Source organism: Brevundimonas sp. TSRC1-1, from assembly GCF_049898245.1.
GTDB lineage: Bacteria > Pseudomonadota > Alphaproteobacteria > Caulobacterales > Caulobacteraceae > Brevundimonas > Brevundimonas mediterranea_A.
In genome coordinates, this window is the sequence record NZ_JAFCXI010000003.1 from 475179 (window position 1) to 493785 (window position 18607).

Sequence of the window (18607 nt, forward strand, 5' to 3'; positions counted from 1 at the left end):
CATGACTGCACTCGACCGAGCGCCAACGTCGTTTCCACTCTTGCGTCTTGGAGGTCGTCCACACACGACGTCCCTGATGACGACACCGCCAGAACAGCTGGTTAGGTGGAGGTCGTCCACGCCATCACGTCAGTGAGGACCGGATGACATCGACATAGACGCCCTGGTGTTAGTGAAAGCTTCTGACGAAGGATGAGACCTCGCTATCGCCCCCTCCTCAAGAGCGCCACGGCGCGCGGGAGCATAGCAGCGGAAGACGCAGACCGGCGGGCCGCATCGAACTCGACGCGGCTCGCTCCACCGGCCTGCTTTGCCAGACGGCCGATCAAGAGCGCAGGCTGCGCATCGGACGTATGGCAGAGACACAGACCAGACCTTCGCCACCAGCGGCGCACCGAACTCGGCGCGTGAACCCTCGGCGGCGACGGACCGGACATCAATGAGGCCTGCGCGGCTCCGTCGTTCGCCTCGCCCGTGCGACGCGTTTAACCTGAATGGTCTCTTTTACTTCCGTCGTGACCAATGGTTCTCGGGGTTCCCAATCGCTCATGCCCTGCAACACGAGGTCGGCGTGCTTGATGGTGTCCACATGGCCGTAATGCTCCTGGATCATCTGCACCGACGTTCCCATCTGCTCGGCCAACAGCAACTCGCTGACGCCTTCGGTCAGGCGGATGGTGGCGTAGGTATGCCGGAACGAATAGGTCGAGCGCATAATGCCGGATGGGCCGACACGCAGGTTCGCGTCGTCCAGAAGATCGGCGATGAAGGCCTTGTAGAGGGTGCGTTCTTCGGTGCCGGTGGCGCTGCTGAATACCGGCGCCTCCAAGGCGGTGCTCACCGCGATGGCACGAATACGGTCTAGGTATTTTCCGACGTTGCTGCTCGGCGCGACCAACTGGCGCGACTTGCCCTTGCCGCGCACGGACAGCACCGTCACTGGCTGACCGTTCTTGTCCGTCGCGTCGGTCACGTCGCGCCAACGCAGGTTACGCGCCTCGGATGGCCGCATGCCGGTGTTGCACATAATCAGGACGAATTGATAAACCATCTCCCGATACCAGCGGGCGGTCTTAGTCTTCGACGCCTCAACCCACTTGGTGCGAGCGTGGGTATGGAGGCGGCGGTATTCCTCCAGAGAGAACGCGTCTCGGCGTTGCTTCTCAAGCGACGGCATACCCTCGATGCGGTGATGGGGCGGGGCTTCCTGTTTCGTAATCGCGTCATTGATGATGGCGCGGTAGATCTTCATTTCGAACCGGATCGTCGCATCACTGACGATGATCCAGTCCGTGTTCTCGGGCTCCGAGGTCTCCGTCGTCTGCTTGCCGACCGCGCGCCCTTTCTGCTTCGTCTTGTCGTCGGCGAGGCTCTTGACGGCATCGCGTTCGGCGTCTGTCATCGGACGGACGTTGCCGTGGCGGGCCATACGGCCAGGGCTGAGCGACCGCCGCCAGGACGGATAGTTTTGCCAGCGGTCCAGCGCGATTAGGTCGATCTGGGTCTTGCCGACATAGGGGTTGAGCTGGTTCTTCACGACCGACTCAATCAACTTCACACGGCCAAGCGTGATCTCGCCGCGCTGCGCGCGCAGTCGCTGCTCGGCGATGTAGTCTTTCGCGACGGCAGAGAACGGACGGTTGAAGACCGGGAGATTGCGCTTCAACGCAAAGCGGACTTCGCTTTCGTGGTCATAAGCGAGGGTCCGCGCTGTCGTGATATCCGGCGTCTTCAAGGCAATGGTCTTGTAGCGCGTCGCCTTCGGCAGTCGAATGCGGCAGTACCAATCCCGGCTCTGCAAATCGCCGCGCCGGAAGATGACCAGTCCGGGTTTCAGCTCTTCCTTGTCCGTGACAAACGCCATGACAGCCTCCATCGTCGTGTAGATTTCGTGCACATCCCGGCGCTAAGTCATTGATCCACCGTGACGTGCATACATCGTGTAGAAATGTCGTAGCAAAAACTGCTCTGTGATTCTAGCTATTTAGGGTTCTCGCCTTATCCCAGCGGGAGAGGGCTTGAGCGCCCGAGAGCGCAGCGATCGGTCTTGCGCGAAAGGGTGAGGGGTATGGGTGCGAACTCGCCCACCGACAGGCCCTCATCCGGCCCTGCGGGCCACCTTCTCCCCATCGTAGAAGGAAGCGGCTCTGAACCCCGCTTGCCCGGCGGCCTCGACCTCTCTAGTTTCCCCCGCCTTCCCTAGGGGCGGTTTTCCCGCCTGCAGTCCCGGACGCCTTTATGGCCACGCACTATCTCGACTTCGAAAAGCCGATCGCCGATCTGGAAGCCAAGATCGAGGAACTGTCGGCCCTGTCCGAGACCTCCGGCGGTTTCGACGCCGAGGTCGCGGGCCTGCGCAAGAAGGCGGAACAGCTGCGCAAGAAGACCTACGCCGGTCTCGACCCCTGGATGAAGACCCAGGTGGCGCGCCATCCGCAGCGGCCGCATTTCATTGACTATGTCGAGAGCCTGTTCACCGACTGGAACGAGCTGCACGGCGACCGCAAGTTCGGCGACGATCAGGCCATACTGGGCGGCCTGGCCCGGTTCCGCGGTCGGCCCGTCGTCATCATGGGCCAGGAAAAGGGCCACGACACCGCCACCCGCATCACCCACAATTTCGGCATGGCCCGGCCCGAAGGCTATCGCAAGGCCGTGCGCCTGATGGACCTGGCCGAACAGTTCGGCCTGCCGGTGCTCAGCTTCATCGACACCGCCGGCGCCTATCCGGGCCTGGGCGCCGAGGAGCGCGGCCAGGCCGAGGCCATCGCCCGTTCGACCGAACGCTGCCTGACCCTGGGCGTCCCCTCCATCGCCACCATCGCGGGCGAAGGCGGTTCGGGCGGGGCCATCGCCATCGCCGCCGCCAGCCGCGTGCTGATGCTGGAACATTCGATCTATTCGGTCATCTCGCCCGAAGGCGCGGCCGGCATCCTGTGGCGCGACGGCGCCCGGGCCAGGGACGCGGCCATGGCCATGAAGATCACCGGCCCGGACCTGCTGGCGCTGAAGATCGTGGACCGGCTGATCGACGAACCCGTCGGCGGCGCCCACACCGACCGCGCCGCCGCCATGGCCAACGTCGGCGACGTCCTGGCCGAGGAGCTGAAGGCCTTCGAAGGCCTGTCGCCCCAGCAGATCCGCAAACAGCGCGCCGACCGCTTCTACGCCATCGGCGCGCTTTGACCGAACGGCGTTAACCCCGAATCCATGAAATCAGGTGAAGCTCTCCCCTGACCGGGGCGAAATCTGATCAATCATGGCGACACAGGGCGATTCTCTTCGAGAAAGCGCGGTTTTCAACCTCAGCGGCGCCATCACCATGGTCGTCGACGATTCGCCCTTCTCCCTGACCCTGACGGCGGGCGCCCTGGCCGGTTTCGGCATTCGCCCCGCCTTCACGGTCGGCAGAGGCGCCGAGGCGCGCCGCATTCTTCAGGAGAAGCCGGTCGATCTGCTGTTGGTCGATACCGACATGCCGGACATCGACGGTTTCGAACTGGTGCGCTGGCTGCGTCGGTCAGGGCCCAACCCCAACGCCTTCACGCCCGTGATCATGACCGCCAGCCATATTCGGCGCGGGCGGGTCACCGAAGCCCGCGACTGCGGCGCCAATTTCGTCGTCACCAAGCCGTTCAGCGCCGCCATGCTGCTGGAGCGGATCCTGTGGGTCGCGCGCGACAGCCGGCCCTTCCTCGAGGTCGGGGACTATCTGGGACCGGATCGCCGGTTCCGGCACGACGACTATGACGGCGAAGAACGGCGGGCCGACATGATCCGCAAGAAGACCATGGAGTTCGCATGACGGTCATCACCCATGTCCAGCGCAAATCCCGTCTCGCGGAGATGGTGGATCGTCCCGGCGGCGTCAGCGTCGGGGTCGCCCTGGCCCAGGCCAAGGCCAATCTGGACGGGCTGAAGGACCAGGCCCTGGCCATCATATCCGAGAATATCGGCGCCCTGCTGGCGCACCCGACGCCGGACATCCCCGAAGCCCTGCGTCTGGACAGCGCCTACGCCGCCTCCAGCCAGGTCATCGACGCCGCCAGCCCCTTCGCCCTGGACGACCTGTGCACGGCGGCCAAGGGCCTGTGCGATCTGCTGGACGCCGCGCCGCGCCAGGGGGGGTTCGACTGGCGCATCGCCACGGTCCACGCCCAGGCGATGAAACTGCTGCTCAGCCTGACCCCGGACGCCCCCGGCACGGCCGAGGCCCGCATCGCCATCATGGCCAATCTGAGCGAAGTCCTGAGACGCAAACTGCCGACGTCGCCTCAGTCCCCGGCCTGAGCCGCCTTGCCCGCCCGTGTCTGCTTGCGCCACAGGGCGGCGTATTCTCCGCCCAGCCGCGCCACCAGCTCATGGTGCGCGCCGCGCTCGACGATCCGCCCGGCCTTCAGCACCAGGATCTGATCGGCGTCGGCCACGGTCGACAGCCGGTGCGCCACCACCAGGGTGGTCCGCCCCTGGCTGACCCGGCGCAGGGTCTTCTGGATCGCCGCCTCGGTGCGGCTGTCCAGGGCGCTGGTCGCCTCGTCCAGGATCAGGATGCAGGGATCGGCCAGCAGGGCGCGGGCGATGCCCACCCTCTGGCGTTCTCCGCCCGACAGTTTCAGCCCCCGCTCCCCGACCCGGGTCTCCATCCCGTCGGGCAACCCCTGGATGAAGTCGGACAGTTCCGCCGCCGCCGCCGCCGCCCACACCTGGGCCGCATCGGCGTCCGGCCGGGCGAAGGCGATATTGGCGTAGAGGCTGTCGTTGAACAGGGCCACGTCCTGCGGCACCAGGGCCACCGCGGCCCGTAACGAGGCCTGGGTCACCGTCCGCGCGTCATGCCCGTCGATCAGGACCCGCCCCTCCTGCGGATCCAGCAGCCGCAGCGCCAGTTTGACGATGGTGGACTTGCCCGCTCCCGACGGCCCGACCAGGGCCGTGGTCGTGCCCGGCGCGGCGACAAAGCTGACGTCCTCCAGCCCGCTGGTCCGGGCGTCGTGGCGATAGCCGACCTGCTGGAACTCCACCGACGCCCCGCGCGCATCGACCGGTCGCGGCAAAGGGACGGCGTCGGCCGCATCCGCCACCTGGGGCGTCAGCCGCGTCACCTTCAGCATCTCCTCCATGTCGATGAAGGACTGGCGGATTTCCCGATAGGCGAAGCCCAGGATGTTCAGCGGGGCGTACAGGGAGATCATGATCAGCACCGCCGCCGCCACATCCCCCGGCCCCATCCGCCCCGCCGCCGCCTCGAACCCGGCCATCACCGCCATGACGCCTAGGCCGATATTCATGATCAGGGCCTGGACCCCGTTCAGCAGGGCCAGCGAACTGTTGGCCTTCAGCGACGCCTGGGCGTAGTCGCCCAGGGCCCGGTCATAGGTCTGGGCCGCCCGGGTCTCGGCCCCGAACGACTTGACCGTCTCATAGTTCAGCAGGGCGTCGACCGAGACGCCGGCCGCCTCGGAATCGGCGGCGTTCATGACCCGGCGATGCTCCAGCCGCCAGTTGGACAGGGCGAAGGTCGCGATCGTGTAGACCACCACCACCGCCACCGCGACCGCCGCGAACCGCCAGTCGTACTTGCCGCCCAGCACCGCCGCCGCCAGCGCCAGCTCCACCCCGGTCGGAACCAGGTTGAAGGCCAGGATGCGCAACAGGAAATCCACCGCCCGCGAGCCGCGATCCATGGTCCGCGACAGGGCGCCCGAGCGTTTGGTCTGGTGGAAATCCAGCGACAGGCTCAGCGCATGGGCGAACACCTCGGCCGCCGTCTTTCTCTGCGCCGCGGACCGCACCGGGGCGAACACCACGTCCGACACCTGGGGCGCGACCGACGACAGGAAGCGCACGATGGCCCAGCCTACGGCGAAGGCGGCGAAACCCCAGCCGACCGCCACGGCCGCCCCCTGCCCCGCCGCCAGCCGATTGACCGCCGCGCCCAGCATCAGGGGCGCCAGCACCCCCAGCGCCTTGCCCGCCAGCGTCAGGCCGACGGCCGAGACCAGCCGCACCCGCAATTGCGGCGCGCCCGACCGGCCCACCAGCCGCACCAGGTCCGCCAACGCCTGCAGCGTCGGGGGTCCCTCTGTCTTTTCCTGCATGCTCCCCGCCTGTTGCGCCTTGACCATAGGGTCGCGCCGGCCGCCGGAGCGCTCTCCGCGCATCGCCATGATCCGCATATGGACAGACTATGCGACCGGGGAAAGGCCGCACGCGCGACAAGGGCTCAGTTCAGGCCCGCGATCGCCTCGATCAGTTCGTCCACGGCCTCTGCCTGGGTCGCCCAGGAACACACGAACCGCACCGATCCGTCGTCGAACTGATAACAGGCCCAGCCCAGGGCGTTCAGCCTCTGGTGCGCCTCGGCCGGCATTCGCACGAACACCGTATTGGCCTCGACCGGATGGGCCAGGACATAGGGCGAGCGGGTCGCCACCCCCGCCGCCAGCCGTTTCGCCATCAGATTGGCGTGGGCGCCGCCCGATTCCCAGTCGCCGCTTTCCAGCAGGCCCAGCATCGGCCCGGCCAGCAGCCGCGCCTTGGACGCCACCTGCCCCGCCTGTTTCAGCCGGTTGTCCAGCCGCCGCGCCAGGCTCTTGTCGAACAGGACCAGGGCCTCGACGCAGTTCGCCCCCGCCTTGGCCCCGCCGAACACCAGCACATCCACGCCCAGGCGCGGAATATCCTTCAGGTCGAACCCGGCCGCGACGGCGTTGGCCAGACGCGCCCCGTCCATATGAACGCCGTATCCCCTGGCCTTCACCGGCTCGATCAGATGGCGCAGTTCTTCCTCGGTATAGACCGCGCCGTACTCGGTCGCCTGGGTCAGGGACAGGGCCGCCGGCGGCTGGCGATGGCCGACCTCGGGCTCGGCCAGTTGCGCCTTCAGCGCCAGCGGATCGATCCGCCCCGAAAACCCCGGCAGGCCGATCAGGCCGACGCCCTGGCCGAAGAAGCCCGGCGCCCCCGTCTCGTCGGTGCAGACATGGGCGGCGTTTTGCGCCAGCACCGCCTCGAACGGAAAGGCCAGCATCGACAGGGCGATGGCGTTGGCCGCCGTGCCGCTGAAGACGAACCGGATCTCGGCGTCGGCGTCCAGCCGTTGGCGGATCTGATCGGCGGCCCGCGCCGTGATCTCGTCTGAACCATAGGACCGGGCGTATCCGGCGTTGGCCCGCGCCAGACCTTCGACCGCGCTCGGCGCCATGCCGGCGGTGTTGTCGGATCCGAAATCGTATCGCATCAGCGCGTCTTCACCTTCACGTCATGCCCGCCGTCTTCCACCGTCCGTACACGGACGACCGGCATGACGTCTTCATCGCCATAGGGCACGGCGACCTGATGCGGGAAGGGAATTTCGATCCCGGCGGCGTCCAGCGCCTCCTTGCCGCCCTGCATCAGATCGGCCTGGGTCTGCCACCAGTCCTCGACCTTGACCCAGGCGTGCAACGTCACCTGCACCGCACTGTCCAGCAGGCCCGTCACCCCGGTCCAGGGGGGCGGGTCGTCCAGCACCTTCTCGTGCGCCGCCGCCATGTCGGCCAGGACGCAACGCGCCTTGTTCAGGTCGTCGCCATAGCCGACGCCGAAATTGATCTCGATCCGCCGCGTCTGCTGGCCGGTCAGATTGGTCAGGGGATCGCTCAGAACCTTGGAATTGGGAATGACGATCTTGTGGTTGTTGGCGTTCGACAACTGGGTCGTGAACAGGTCCAGCCGCTGCACCGTGCCGGCCATGCCGCCGACGTCCACCACATCGCCGACGCGATAGGGTCTCAGCACCAGCAGCATGATGCCCGAGGCCACGTTCGACAGGGTCCCTTGCAGGGCCAGGCCCACGGCCAGCGACGCCGCCCCCAGCACCGCGATGATCGAAGTGGTCTGCACCCCCAGCCGCTGCAGCACGGCGATCATGCCGATGATGAACACCACCACCCGCACGACCTGAACGGCGAAGCTGAGCACGGTCTGGTCGTGCCGGAAGGCGCCGACCCGTGACAGGGCGTTGCGCGCCAGCCGGGCCGACCATTTGGCCGCGATCACCGTCGCCGCAAAAATCAGGGCGGCGATCGTCAGATTGATGGCGAAATCACCGGCCATGTCGGTGATCTTGGCGATCATGACGGTATCGACCGCCACGGCCTGACGCCCGGCGGCGACGGCTTCGGCTATAGGGGAGGCATTCGACATAAGGGGGGTCTAACGTCTCGATCTCCGAATGGAAGCCCGCTCAAGGCAATTTCACCACGACGCCGACGCGACACGCCCCCTCCGTCGCGGCGCTCTGCGCCGCGCCACCTCCCCCAAGGGGGGAGGATCTCCGTCATCCCACTCCTCCCCCCACTCCTCCCCCCCTGGGGGAGGTGGATCGCCGCGCAGCGGCGAGACGGAGGGGGCCCGAACGAACGAGTCCAACTATCCTAATGACGCTGGTCCGACCCCAGCAATTCCAACACCTTCCCAGATTCTCACCCCCTCCAACCCATCACCCCTCCCACACCCCTTATAATCACCCCCGGTCTCGTCGCTTGGAGGGCTCGCTTGGCCTGCGACCTTGCGGCGGCGGGAGCGGATGGAACGGGAGCGGGGGTGAAATCCCCCCGCGGCGGCGCAGCTTATCGGTCGGGGATCGCCCCGGCGTCTGAAGCCGCGTCGCAGGATCGAGGGGGATACTCGATCGCACTCGGGACGGGGTTCGCAGACCCCGCCGACCCGTCGCAGGCTTATGGGGTTAGGCGATAAGACCGCCACCACTCGGCACCCCGAGCTTGCAGGCCAACCAACCGCGCGGGGCGTCAAACCTTCGTCGAAACGGTACTCAAAGCACTAAACTCCGGGCGAAGGCCCGGCGCCCCGCCCAGCCCTCCGCTTCCAAAGGGCCTCCAACTCCGCCGCGAAAACGGCGGAGGCGCCGTCGTTCGCCGCTCGCCTTATTTGCTCTCTGGCGCCAGGATCGCTACATCCGCCCAAACCTCCCAATCCGACGAAACCCGAAGGGCGAAACCGCACCTCATGGCGCAGCAATATATTTTCCAGATGCAGGGTCTGACCAAGACCTTCCCCGGCGGCCGCAAGATCTTCGAGAACATCTGGCTCAGCTTCTATAACGACGCCAAGATCGGCGTCGTCGGCGTCAACGGCTCGGGTAAATCCACCCTGCTGAAGATCATGGCCGGCCTGGACAACGAGTTCACCGGCGAGGCCCGCGCCGCCGACGGCATCAAGCGCGGCTATCTGGAGCAGGAGCCCCAGCTGGACCCCGCCCTGAACGTGCGCGAGAACGTCGAGGCCTGGTGCGAAGAGAAACAGTGGGTCAACCGGTTCAACGCCGTCGCCGCCGAACTGGGCGAGAACTACACCGACGAGCTGATGGAGGAGATGACCGCCCTCCAGGAGAAGATCGACGCCGGCGACGTCTGGGACATCGACAGCCGCATCGAAATGGCCATGGGCGCCCTGCGCTGCCCGCCCGACGACTGGGAGGTCGCCAACCTGTCGGGCGGTGAGAAGCGCCGCGTGGCCCTGGCCCGCCTGCTGCTGTCCAAGCCCGACATGCTGCTGCTCGACGAACCGACCAACCACCTGGACGCCGAATCCGTCGCCTGGCTGCAGCACCACCTGGAAAACTTCCCCGGCTGCGTCATCCTGGTGACCCACGACCGCTACTTCCTGGACCTCGTCACCAAGTGGACGCTGGAGCTGGACCGCGGCAAGGGCCACCCGCACGAGGGCAACTATTCCTCGTGGCTGGAAGCCAAGACCAAGCGCGTCATTCAGGAACAGTCCGAATCCGAAGCCCGCCAGCGCGCCCTCACCCGCGAACTGGAATGGGTCCGTTCGGGCGCCAAGGCCCGTCAGGCCAAGTCCAAGGCCCGTCTGGCCGCCTATGAGCGGATGGTGGACGAGCAGGAATCGATGCGCGGCGCCCAGACCCACGCCCACATCCAGATCCCGCCTGGGCCGCGCCTGGGGAATGTCGTGCTGGAGGTCGAAGGCCTGGCCAAGACCTATGGCGACAAGACCCTGTTCGACAACCTGACCTTCAAGCTTCCGCCCAACGGCATCGTCGGCGTCATCGGCCCCAACGGCGCCGGCAAGTCGACCATGTTCAAGTTGATCACCGGTCAGGAAACCCCCGACGGCGGCACGATCAAGGTCGGCGAGACGGTCAAGCTGGCCTATGTCGACCAGTCGCGCGACGATCTGAAGCCGGACGAGACCATCTGGCAGGCCATCTCGGGCGGCACCGATGTGATGATGGTCGGCAAGCGCGAGATCAACACCCGCGCCTATGTCGGCAGCTTCAACTTCAAGGGCGGCGACCAGCAGAAGAAGGTCGGCCAGCTGTCCGGCGGTGAGCGCAACCGCGTCCACCTGGCCAAGACCCTGGCCTCGGGCGGCAATCTGATCCTGCTCGACGAACCGACCAACGACCTGGACATCGAAACCCTGCAGAACCTCGAAGAGGCGCTGGAAGAGTTCGCAGGCTGCGCCGTGGTCATCTCCCACGACCGCTGGTTCCTGGACCGACTGGCCACCCACATCCTCGCCTTCGAAGGCGACGGCCATGTGGAATGGTTCGAAGGAAACTTCGAAGCCTACGAACAGGACAAGATGCGTCGCCTGGGCGCCGACAGCATCATCCCCAAGCGCATCCAGCACCAGAAGTTCGGCCGCTGATCGATCTGTGATAGGATGCGGGACATGAGCGACGATCTTCTGTCCCGCATCACTATCGAAGACGGCAAACGCGCCGGTCGGCCCTGCATCCGGGGCATGCGTATCGCCGTGCATGACATTCTCGGGTGGCTGGCCTCCGGAATGACTGAGGCCCAGATCCTTTCCGACTACGAGGAATTGGAAGCCGACGACCTGCGGGCCGCCCTGGCCTACGCCGCGCAGGCGCTCGATCATTCGGTGGCGGCCGCTGCAGCTTGAAATTCCTGCTCGATCAGAACCTGCCCGTCCGCCTGATCGATGCGATCACCGCCTTCGATCATGAGGTCGAAGACGTCAGATTGATGGGGCTGGCCACGGCAGGCGACCGGGAAATCTGGGCCTTGGCGGCGTCACGGGGGGCGGTCGTCGTCAGCAAGGACAAGGACTTTCTTTTGCTGGCGCAGCTTAGCGCCAGCGGTCAGCCACTGGTCCACCTCAACCTCGGAAACTGTTCGAACGACGAACTCTACGCCATCGTGCGGCGCGACTGGACCAGCGTCGTCGCTCGGCTGACCGACGGCGAGGCCATTGTGGAGGTCCGACCATGACCCAACGCCCCGCCGTTCTCATCATGCAGCGGCATCTCGCCCCGCTCTCGCCGATCCTGGAGAGCGCCTATGACGTCTACCGCTTCTGGGAAGGCCCGCCGATCGAGGCCGCCCATGACATCCGCGCCCTGGTCGTCGCCGGCGAGGCGCCGCTGGACAAGGCGCTGATCGAACGCCTGCCCAACCTCGACCTGATCGCCTGTTTCACCTCGGGCTACGACGGGATCGACGTCGACTGGTGCCGTGAACGCGGCCTGCCGGTCACCCACGCGCCCGGCGTCAATCACGAGGACGTCGCCGACCACGCCCTGGGCCTGATCCTGGCCGCCCGCCGCCAGATCGTCTCGGGCGACCGGCAGGTCCGGTCCGGCGACTGGACCGCCGAGACCCGCACCCTCACCCCCTCTGTCCGGGGCCAGAAGGTCGGCGTCGTCGGCCTGGGCGCCATCGGCAAGGCCGTCGCCGCTCGCTGCGCGCCCTTCCGAATGGAGGTGGCGTGGTGGGGCCCCCGCCCCCGCGACGCCGAATGGCCCCGGGCTGAATCTCTGCTCAGCCTTGCGAAACAGAGCGACATCCTCGTGGTCGCCTGCAAGGCCGACGAAACCAACCGCGGCTTGATCTCGCGCGAGGTGCTTGAGGCGCTCGGCCCCGACGGCCTGCTGATCAATGTCTCGCGGGGCCAGGTGATCGACGAGGACGCCCTGATCGCCGCGCTGAAATCCGGCGCCCTGGGCCAAGCCGCCCTTGATGTTTTCGCAGAGGAGCCGACCGATCCAAACCGTTGGGCCGACGTACCCAATATGGTCCTGACGCCTCACACCGCCGGCGCCACGACAGCCGGCGTTCAGGGCATGCTGATGCTGCTGATGCAGAACCTTCAGGCGCATTTCGCCGGGGAACCACTGAAAACGCCCGTCCTCTAGGCGGTTTTCACTTGCATAATCATATAAGGATATCCTTATATGATCTCATGAGTCTTACCGCCGACCAGACTGTCGAAGCCCTGCGCGCCGCCGGCGAGCCGACCCGTCTGCGCATCCTGTCGCTGCTGGCCGGCGAGGAGCTTTCGGTCATGGAGATGTCGCGCATCCTCGACCAGAGCCAGCCGCGCGTCTCACGCCATCTGAAACTGATGACCGACGCCGGCCTGATCGAACGATTCCCCGACGGCGCCCGCGTCTATTATCGCCTGTCCCACGACGCCCACGCCCGCCGGTTGATCGACACTGTTCTGGACATCCTCGCCGACGACGCCGGGGAGGCGGACCATCGTCGCCTGGACGAGGTTCGCAAGGATCGCGAACAGGCGGCCGAAAGCTATTTCGAACAGATCGCCCCGCAATGGGACCGTCTTCGCTCCCTCTACGTCAGCGAAGCCGCCGTCGAGGCCGCCCTGGAAAAGGCCGTCGGCCCGGGCCCGTTCAAGCGGGTCGTCGATCTGGGCACCGGCTCCGGCCGCATGCTGACCCTGTTCGGCAAGAAGGCCAAGATGTCGGTCGGGCTGGATCTGAGCCAGAACATGCTCAACATCGCCCGCGCCAATGTCTCCAAGGCCGGGCTGAACAAGGTCGAACTGCGCCACGGCGACATCTTCGCCACCCGCCTGCCCGCCGCCAGCGCCGATCTGGTGATCGTGCATCAGGTGCTGCACTATCTGGCCGACCCCTTCGCCGCCGTGGCCGAGGCCGCGCGCCTGGTCTGCCCCGGCGGTCGGCTGGTGATCGTCGATTTCGCGCCCCATGATTTCGAACATATGCGCGAGGCGCATCAGCATCGCCGCCTGGGCTTCGCCGACCACGAAATCAACGGCTGGCTGACCGACAGCGGTCTGACGCCCTCCCCGCCGATCGCCCTGCCGCCCGACAATGAGGGCCTGACCGTGACGATCTGGACGGCGGAACGTCCCGTCAACGCATCCTTGGCCCAGGCCAGAAAGACCGCATGATGGCCGCGTCCTCCACCAATCTCGCCGAAGCCCGCGCCCTGCTGCTGTCGCCGCTGGGTCCGGTCGCCCGCGCCGGCTCGAACCACGACGCCGTGCGCGTCTCCTTCGAATTCTTCCCGCCCAAGACCGACGAGGCCGAAGCCAATCTGTGGACGGCGATCCGCCGCCTTGAGCCGCTGAATCCGGCCTTCGTCTCCGTCACCTATGGGGCCGGCGGCTCGACCCGCGAACGCACCCACCGCACCGTCCAGCGCATCATCGCCGAGACCTCGCTGCGTCCCGCCGCCCACCTGACCTGCGTCGAGGCCAGCCGCGACGAGGTCGACGAGGTCATCGCCGGCTACAAGAGCATCGGCGTCGATCACATCGTGGCCCTGCGCGGCGACCCGCCCGGCGGCGGCGGCATCGGCGGCGTCTACCAGCCCCGCGCAGACGGCTACGCCAACGCCACCGAACTGACCGCCGCCATCAGCCGCGTCGGCGGTTTCGACGTCACGGTGGGCGCCTATCCCGAAAAACACCCCGAAAGCCCCTCCATCGACCACGACATCGATGTGCTGAAGGCCAAGGTGGACGCCGGCGCCACCCGCGCCGTCAGCCAGTTCTTCTTCGACATCGACGCCTTCCTGCGCTTCCGCGACCGGGTGCGGGCGGCGGGCGTCACCATTCCGCTGATCCCCGGCGTCATGCCCGTGTCCAACTTCGCCGGCCTGACCCGCATGTGCGGCGCCTGCGGGACCAGCATCCCCGACTGGCTGAAGGCCCATTTCGACGGACTGGACGACGATCCCGAAACCCGCCGACTGCTCGCCGCCTCCGTCGCCGCAGAAACCTGCGCCCGCCTGCACGAAGAAGGCTTCTCCGACTTCCACTTCTACACCCTGAACCGCGCCGATCTGGTCTATGCGATCTGCCGCGTGCTGGGCGTGCGTGAAACCAAGGCGGCCGCCTGATGACCTCTCCCCTCACCCGCGCCGAGCGCATCGCCGCCCTGCATGCGGCGGCCAAGGAACGCATCCTCGTTCTCGACGGGAGCTGGGGCGTGATGATCCAGCGTCGGGGCCTCTCCGAAGCCGACTTCCGCGCCGACAGGTTCGTCGCCGCCAACGGCTATGACGAGGCGCAGCAGATGAAGGGGAACAACGACATCCTCTGCATCACCCGCCCGGACATCATCTCGGACCTGCACGACCAGTATTACGCCGCCGGCGCCGACATCTCCGAGACCAACACCTTCTCCGGCACCACCATCGCCCAGGAGGACTACGCCCTGGACGCCCAGGCGGTGTGGGACATCAATCTGGAAGGCGCCAAACTGGCCCGCGCCGCCGCCGACCGCTGGACGGAAAAGGAGCCGCACAAGCCGCGCTTCGCCGCCGGCTCCATCGGCCCGCTGAACAAGATGCTGTCCATGTCGTCCGACGTGAACGACCCCGGCGCCCGCAGCGTGACCTTCGACCAGGTCTATGAGGCCTATCGCCATCAGGTGAAGGCGCTGAACGCGGGCGGCGTCGATCTCTATCTGATCGAGACCATCACCGACACGCTGAACTGCAAGGCGGCGATCAAGGCCATCAAGGACCTGGAGGACGAGGGCATGGACGCCCTGCCCATCTGGATCAGCGGCACCATCACCGACCGGTCGGGCCGCACCCTGTCGGGCCAGACGGCGGAAGCCTTCTGGAACAGCGTCCGTCACGCCAAGCCCTTCGCCATCGGCTTCAACTGCGCCCTGGGCGCCGACCTGATGCGGCCCTTCATCGCCGAACTGAGCCGCGTCGCCGACACCCTGGTCGCCGCCTACCCCAACGCCGGCCTGCCCAACGCCATGGGCCAGTACGACGAGGAGCCGCACGAGACCGCCCACTTCATCGAGGAATGGGCCGCCTCCGGCCTGGTCAACATCGTCGGCGGCTGCTGCGGCACGACGCCGGACCACATCAAGCACGTCGCCCAAGAGGTCGCGCCGCTGAAGCCGCGCGCGATCCCGGAACGCCCGGTGGCCTTGCGCCTAAGCGGCCTCGAACCTTTTGAACTGGTAGCGTAAGTGCGTCCCACCTTCATCAACGTCGGCGAACGGACCAACGTCACCGGCTCGGCCAAATTCCGCAAGCTGGTGGTCGAAGGCGACTATTCCGCCGCGCTCGACGTCGCCCGCCAGCAGGTCGAGGCCGGGGCCCAGATCATCGACATCAACATGGACGAGGGCCTGCTGGACGGCGCTGTCGCCATGCGGACCTTCCTCAACCTGATCGCGGCCGAACCCGACATCGCCCGCGTGCCGGTGATGATCGACAGCTCCAAATGGGAGGTGATCGAGGCGGGCCTGAAGTGCGTCCAGGGCAAGCCCATCGTCAACTCGATCAGCATGAAAGAAGGCGAGGCCAAGTTCCGCGAACAGGCCGTCGCCTGTCTGCGCTATGGCGCCGCCGTCGTGGTCATGGCCTTCGACGAGGTGGGCCAGGCCGACACGGCCGCCCGCAAGATCGAGATCTGCACCCGCGCCTACAACATCCTGGTCAACGATGTCGGCTTCCCGCCCGAGGACATCATCTTCGACCCCAATATCTTCGCCGTGGCGACGGGGATCGAGGAGCACGACAACTACGCCGTCGACTTCATCGAGGCGGTGAAGGTCATCAAGGCTGCCCTGCCCTACGCCCGCATCAGCGGCGGGGTGTCGAACGTCTCGTTCAGCTTCCGCGGCAACGAACCGGTGCGCCGCGCCATCCACAGCGTCTTCCTGTACCATGCCATCAACGCCGGCATGGACATGGGCATCGTCAACGCCGGCGACCTGCCCGTCTATGACGACATCGACCCCGAGCTGCGCGAGGCGGTCGAGGACGTCATCCTGAACCGGCCCCAGCGGACCAATGTCTCGAACACCGAGCGGCTGGTCGACATGGCCCCTCGCTACAAGGGCGAAAAGGGTCAGGCCCGCGTCGTCGATCTGAAATGGCGCGACCAGCCGGTCGGCAAGCGGATCGAACACGCCCTGGTCCATGGCATCACCGAGTTCATCGAGGCCGACACCGAGGAGGCCCGCCTGAGCGTCAAACGGCCGCTGCACGTCATCGAAGGTCCGCTGATGGACGGGATGAACGTGGTCGGCGACCTGTTCGGCTCGGGCAAGATGTTCCTGCCCCAGGTGGTCAAGTCCGCCCGGGTGATGAAGCAGGCCGTGGCCTGGCTGGAACCCTATATGGAGGCTGAAAAGGCCGGCAAGCCGCGCGAACAGGCGGGCCGGATCCTGATGGCCACGGTCAAGGGCGACGTCCACGACATCGGCAAGAACATCGTCGGCGTCGTGCTGCAATGTAACAACTACGAGGTCATCGACCTGGGCGTCATGGTCCCGGCCGACCGGATCCTGGACGCCGCCGTCGAGCACAAGGTGGACATCATCGGCCTGTCCGGCCTGATCACCCCGTCGCTGGACGAGATGGTCTTCGTCGCCGCCGAGATGGAACGTCGCGGCTTCGACATTCCCCTGCTGATCGGCGGCGCCACCACCAGCCGGACCCATACGGCGGTCAAGATCGAACCGGCCTATCGCCGAGGCTCGACCACCTATGTCGTCGACGCCTCGCGCGCCGTCAGCGTTGTCTCGGGCCTGCTGTCCAAGACCGAACGCGCCAAGAACGAGGCCGCCACCCGCGACGAGTACATCCGCATCCGCGAGCAGTATGCGCGCGGCCAGGAGGTCAAGGCCCGCGCCACCCTGTCTCAGGCGCGCGAGAACCGTTTCCGCATCGACCCGACCCAGCCCCTGCCCGGCAAGCCGTCCTTCATTGGGGTGAAGGCCTTCGACGCCTGGGACCTGCAGGACCTCGCCGACCACATCGACTGGACCCCCTTCTTCGCCAGTTGGGAGCTGATCGGCCGCTATCCGCTGATCCTGGAGGACGAGATCGTCGGCGAGGCTGCGCGCGACCTGTTCGAGGACGCCAAGCTCATGCTGAAGCGGGTCATCGACGAGAAATGGTTCACGGCCAAGGGCGTGGTCGGCTTCTGGCCCGCCCGCGCCGACGGCGACGACGTCATCGTCTTCGCCGACGAGGGCCGGGACGCCGAGATCGCCCGGTTCCACACCCTGCGCCAGCAGATCAAGAAGTCGAACGGCAAGCCGAACCTGGCCCTGTCCGACTTCATCGCCGAGGAGGGCGACGACTATATCGGCGCCTTCGCCGTCACCGCCGGCCATGGCGAACTGGAAATCGCCAAACGGTTCAAGGACGCCGGCGACGACTATTCCGCCATCCTCGCCACCGCCCTGGCCGACCGCCTGGCCGAGGCCTTCGCCGAGCGGCTGCACAAGGAAGTCCGCACCCAACTCTGGGGCTACGCCGCCGACGAGGCGACCGACATCGACGACCTGATCACTGAACAATATCAGGGCATCCGCCCCGCCCCCGGCTATCCGGCCCAGCCCGACCACACGGAAAAGGCCACCCTGTTCCGCCTGCTTCAGGCCGAAACCAACGCCGGCATGGCCCTGACCGAAAGCTTCGCCATGACGCCCCCCGCCTCGGTCTCGGGCCTCTATTTCGGCCATCCGGGCAGCCACTATTTCGGCGTCGGCAAGATCGACCGCGATCAGGTCGAGGACTACGCCCGCCGCAAGGGCTGGGACGTCGCCACCTGCGAACGCTGGCTGGCCCCCATCCTCAACTACGACCCCTACGCCGCGAAACGCGAAACGGCGGCCTGAGCCGAGGCTCAGGCCGCCGTCTAGACGTCTTGAGGTTTGCCCTGATCAGTTCGGCGCGGCTGTCGCCGGCGCACCCGTCTCGGTCAGGCCCACATCGGCCAGGGTCGCCGGCGGGGTGGTGATATTGGCGCGGATGCGGCGCGCGGCGTGTTCACACCGGCCCGGCAGGCCATAGAACAGACCGAACGACTGGCTGCGCGCCGCCTCGTCTTGCGTGGCCAGCAGCGCAGCCCACTGGGCCTTGGCGGACGCGGCGGCTTGCTGCGCAGCGGCCTTGGTCGCGGCGGTCTGACGCGGTTCTGCGGCGGCCAGGGCGCTGCGGAAATCCTGCGCCTCCAGACGACCAAGACGCACCAGTTCGAGATCTTCCGGCGAATGATCGGTCAGGCTCTCGCCAAGATCGGCATGGCCCGTGACCAGGGCGTCGCACCAGGCCACCAGCGGATAATCCTGCGTCGGCGCCCCGCGCGGCAGCGGCCGGGCATAGGCCATCGCCTCGCGCACCTTCAGGGCGTCGGCGGTCTCGGCCGAGCGCGCGCCGGTGACGATGGGGCCGTCCTGATCCTGGGTGACGGCTGTGGTCGATAGCGAATGGGTCACGGCAAGCGCGACGGCGGCGAATTTCAGCATTGCATTCCTAGTCGTGAGGGTGTCCAGCCCAGCAAGGCTGTAACGCTCCACCCT

16 protein-coding genes are annotated in these 18607 nt (G+C 66.7%); 11 read left to right on the forward strand and 5 right to left on the reverse strand.

Translation table 11 applies throughout. The features are described from left to right. Window positions 1–436: 436 nt before the first annotated feature. Entirely contained in the window at window positions 437–1864 is a 1428-nt protein-coding gene (locus ACP7CK_RS12315) for a tyrosine-type recombinase/integrase (protein WP_426026180.1), read from the reverse strand. Window positions 1865–2238: 374 nt separating this feature from the next. Between ACP7CK_RS12315 and ACP7CK_RS12320 the strand changes: the two genes are divergently transcribed. From ACP7CK_RS12320 to ACP7CK_RS12330, 3 genes are all read left to right on the forward strand, one after another. After that, window positions 2239–3186 carry an acetyl-CoA carboxylase carboxyltransferase subunit alpha gene (locus ACP7CK_RS12320; protein WP_008263509.1) on the forward strand — a complete coding sequence of 316 codons (948 nt, stop codon included), beginning with the start codon at window positions 2239–2241 and terminating at the stop codon, window positions 3184–3186. Between the two features lie 136 nt (window positions 3187–3322). Beyond that, window positions 3323–3805: a response regulator gene (locus ACP7CK_RS12325; protein WP_230307721.1), complete on the forward strand. Its 483-nt coding sequence runs from the start codon at window positions 3323–3325 to the stop codon at window positions 3803–3805. Further along, window positions 3802–4290 (forward strand): chemotaxis protein CheE, encoded by a 489-nt coding sequence (locus ACP7CK_RS12330; RefSeq protein ID WP_426026181.1) that lies wholly within the window; start codon window positions 3802–3804, stop codon window positions 4288–4290. Before ACP7CK_RS12325 ends, ACP7CK_RS12330 begins: the two co-directional genes overlap by 4 nt. On the opposite strand, the gene ACP7CK_RS12335 is transcribed toward ACP7CK_RS12330, so the two are convergent. The 3 genes from ACP7CK_RS12335 to ACP7CK_RS12345 form a co-directional block, all read right to left on the reverse strand. Continuing rightward, window positions 4275–6098 carry an ABCB family ABC transporter ATP-binding protein/permease gene (locus ACP7CK_RS12335; protein WP_426026182.1) on the reverse strand — a complete coding sequence of 608 codons (1824 nt, stop codon included), beginning with the start codon at window positions 6096–6098 and terminating at the stop codon, window positions 4275–4277. The two genes, ACP7CK_RS12330 and ACP7CK_RS12335, sit on opposite strands and share 16 nt — an antisense overlap. A gap of 125 nt (window positions 6099–6223) precedes the next feature. Continuing rightward, window positions 6224–7240 (reverse strand): threonine aldolase family protein, encoded by a 1017-nt coding sequence (locus ACP7CK_RS12340; protein ID WP_426026183.1) that lies wholly within the window; start codon window positions 7238–7240, stop codon window positions 6224–6226. Further along, window positions 7240–8187, reverse strand: a complete 948-nt coding sequence (locus ACP7CK_RS12345; protein WP_426026184.1) for a mechanosensitive ion channel family protein — start codon at window positions 8185–8187, stop codon at window positions 7240–7242. The genes ACP7CK_RS12340 and ACP7CK_RS12345 overlap by 1 nt, the downstream gene beginning before the upstream one ends. 822 nt (window positions 8188–9009) lie before the next feature. Between ACP7CK_RS12345 and ettA the strand changes: the two genes are divergently transcribed. The 8 genes from ettA to metH are packed head-to-tail and all read left to right on the forward strand — an operon-like array spanning window position 9010 to window position 17923. Continuing rightward, window positions 9010–10677, forward strand: coding sequence for an energy-dependent translational throttle protein EttA (gene ettA / locus ACP7CK_RS12350; protein WP_035308847.1), 1668 nt, complete (start codon window positions 9010–9012; stop codon window positions 10675–10677). A gap of 24 nt (window positions 10678–10701) precedes the next feature. Beyond that, entirely contained in the window at window positions 10702–10935 is a 234-nt protein-coding gene (locus ACP7CK_RS12355; RefSeq protein ID WP_035308849.1) for a DUF433 domain-containing protein, read from the forward strand. Beyond that, complete coding sequence (locus tag ACP7CK_RS12360) at window positions 10932–11264, forward strand: DUF5615 family PIN-like protein (RefSeq protein WP_426026185.1); 333 nt, start codon at window positions 10932–10934, stop codon at window positions 11262–11264. Before ACP7CK_RS12355 ends, ACP7CK_RS12360 begins: the two co-directional genes overlap by 4 nt. Continuing rightward, window positions 11261–12187 (forward strand): 2-hydroxyacid dehydrogenase, encoded by a 927-nt coding sequence (locus tag ACP7CK_RS12365; protein ID WP_291754400.1) that lies wholly within the window; start codon window positions 11261–11263, stop codon window positions 12185–12187. The genes ACP7CK_RS12360 and ACP7CK_RS12365 overlap by 4 nt, the downstream gene beginning before the upstream one ends. Before the next feature lie 47 nt (window positions 12188–12234). Continuing rightward, window positions 12235–13209 (forward strand): ArsR/SmtB family transcription factor, encoded by a 975-nt coding sequence (locus ACP7CK_RS12370; RefSeq protein ID WP_291754398.1) that lies wholly within the window; start codon window positions 12235–12237, stop codon window positions 13207–13209. Then, window positions 13209–14162 carry a methylenetetrahydrofolate reductase [NAD(P)H] gene (gene metF, locus ACP7CK_RS12375; RefSeq protein WP_426026355.1) on the forward strand — a complete coding sequence of 318 codons (954 nt, stop codon included), beginning with the start codon at window positions 13209–13211 and terminating at the stop codon, window positions 14160–14162. The genes ACP7CK_RS12370 and metF overlap by 1 nt, the downstream gene beginning before the upstream one ends. Beyond that, a complete protein-coding gene (locus ACP7CK_RS12380; protein WP_426026186.1) occupies window positions 14162–15256 on the forward strand; it encodes a homocysteine S-methyltransferase family protein in 1095 nt (364 codons plus the stop codon). Before metF ends, ACP7CK_RS12380 begins: the two co-directional genes overlap by 1 nt. Further along, complete coding sequence (gene metH / locus ACP7CK_RS12385; RefSeq protein WP_426026187.1) at window positions 15257–17923, forward strand: methionine synthase; 2667 nt, start codon at window positions 15257–15259, stop codon at window positions 17921–17923. A gap of 45 nt (window positions 17924–17968) precedes the next feature. On the opposite strand, the gene ACP7CK_RS12390 is transcribed toward metH, so the two are convergent. Beyond that, window positions 17969–18553, reverse strand: a complete 585-nt coding sequence (locus tag ACP7CK_RS12390) for a hypothetical protein (RefSeq protein ID WP_426026188.1) — start codon at window positions 18551–18553, stop codon at window positions 17969–17971. Between the last annotated feature and the right edge of the window lie 54 nt (window positions 18554–18607).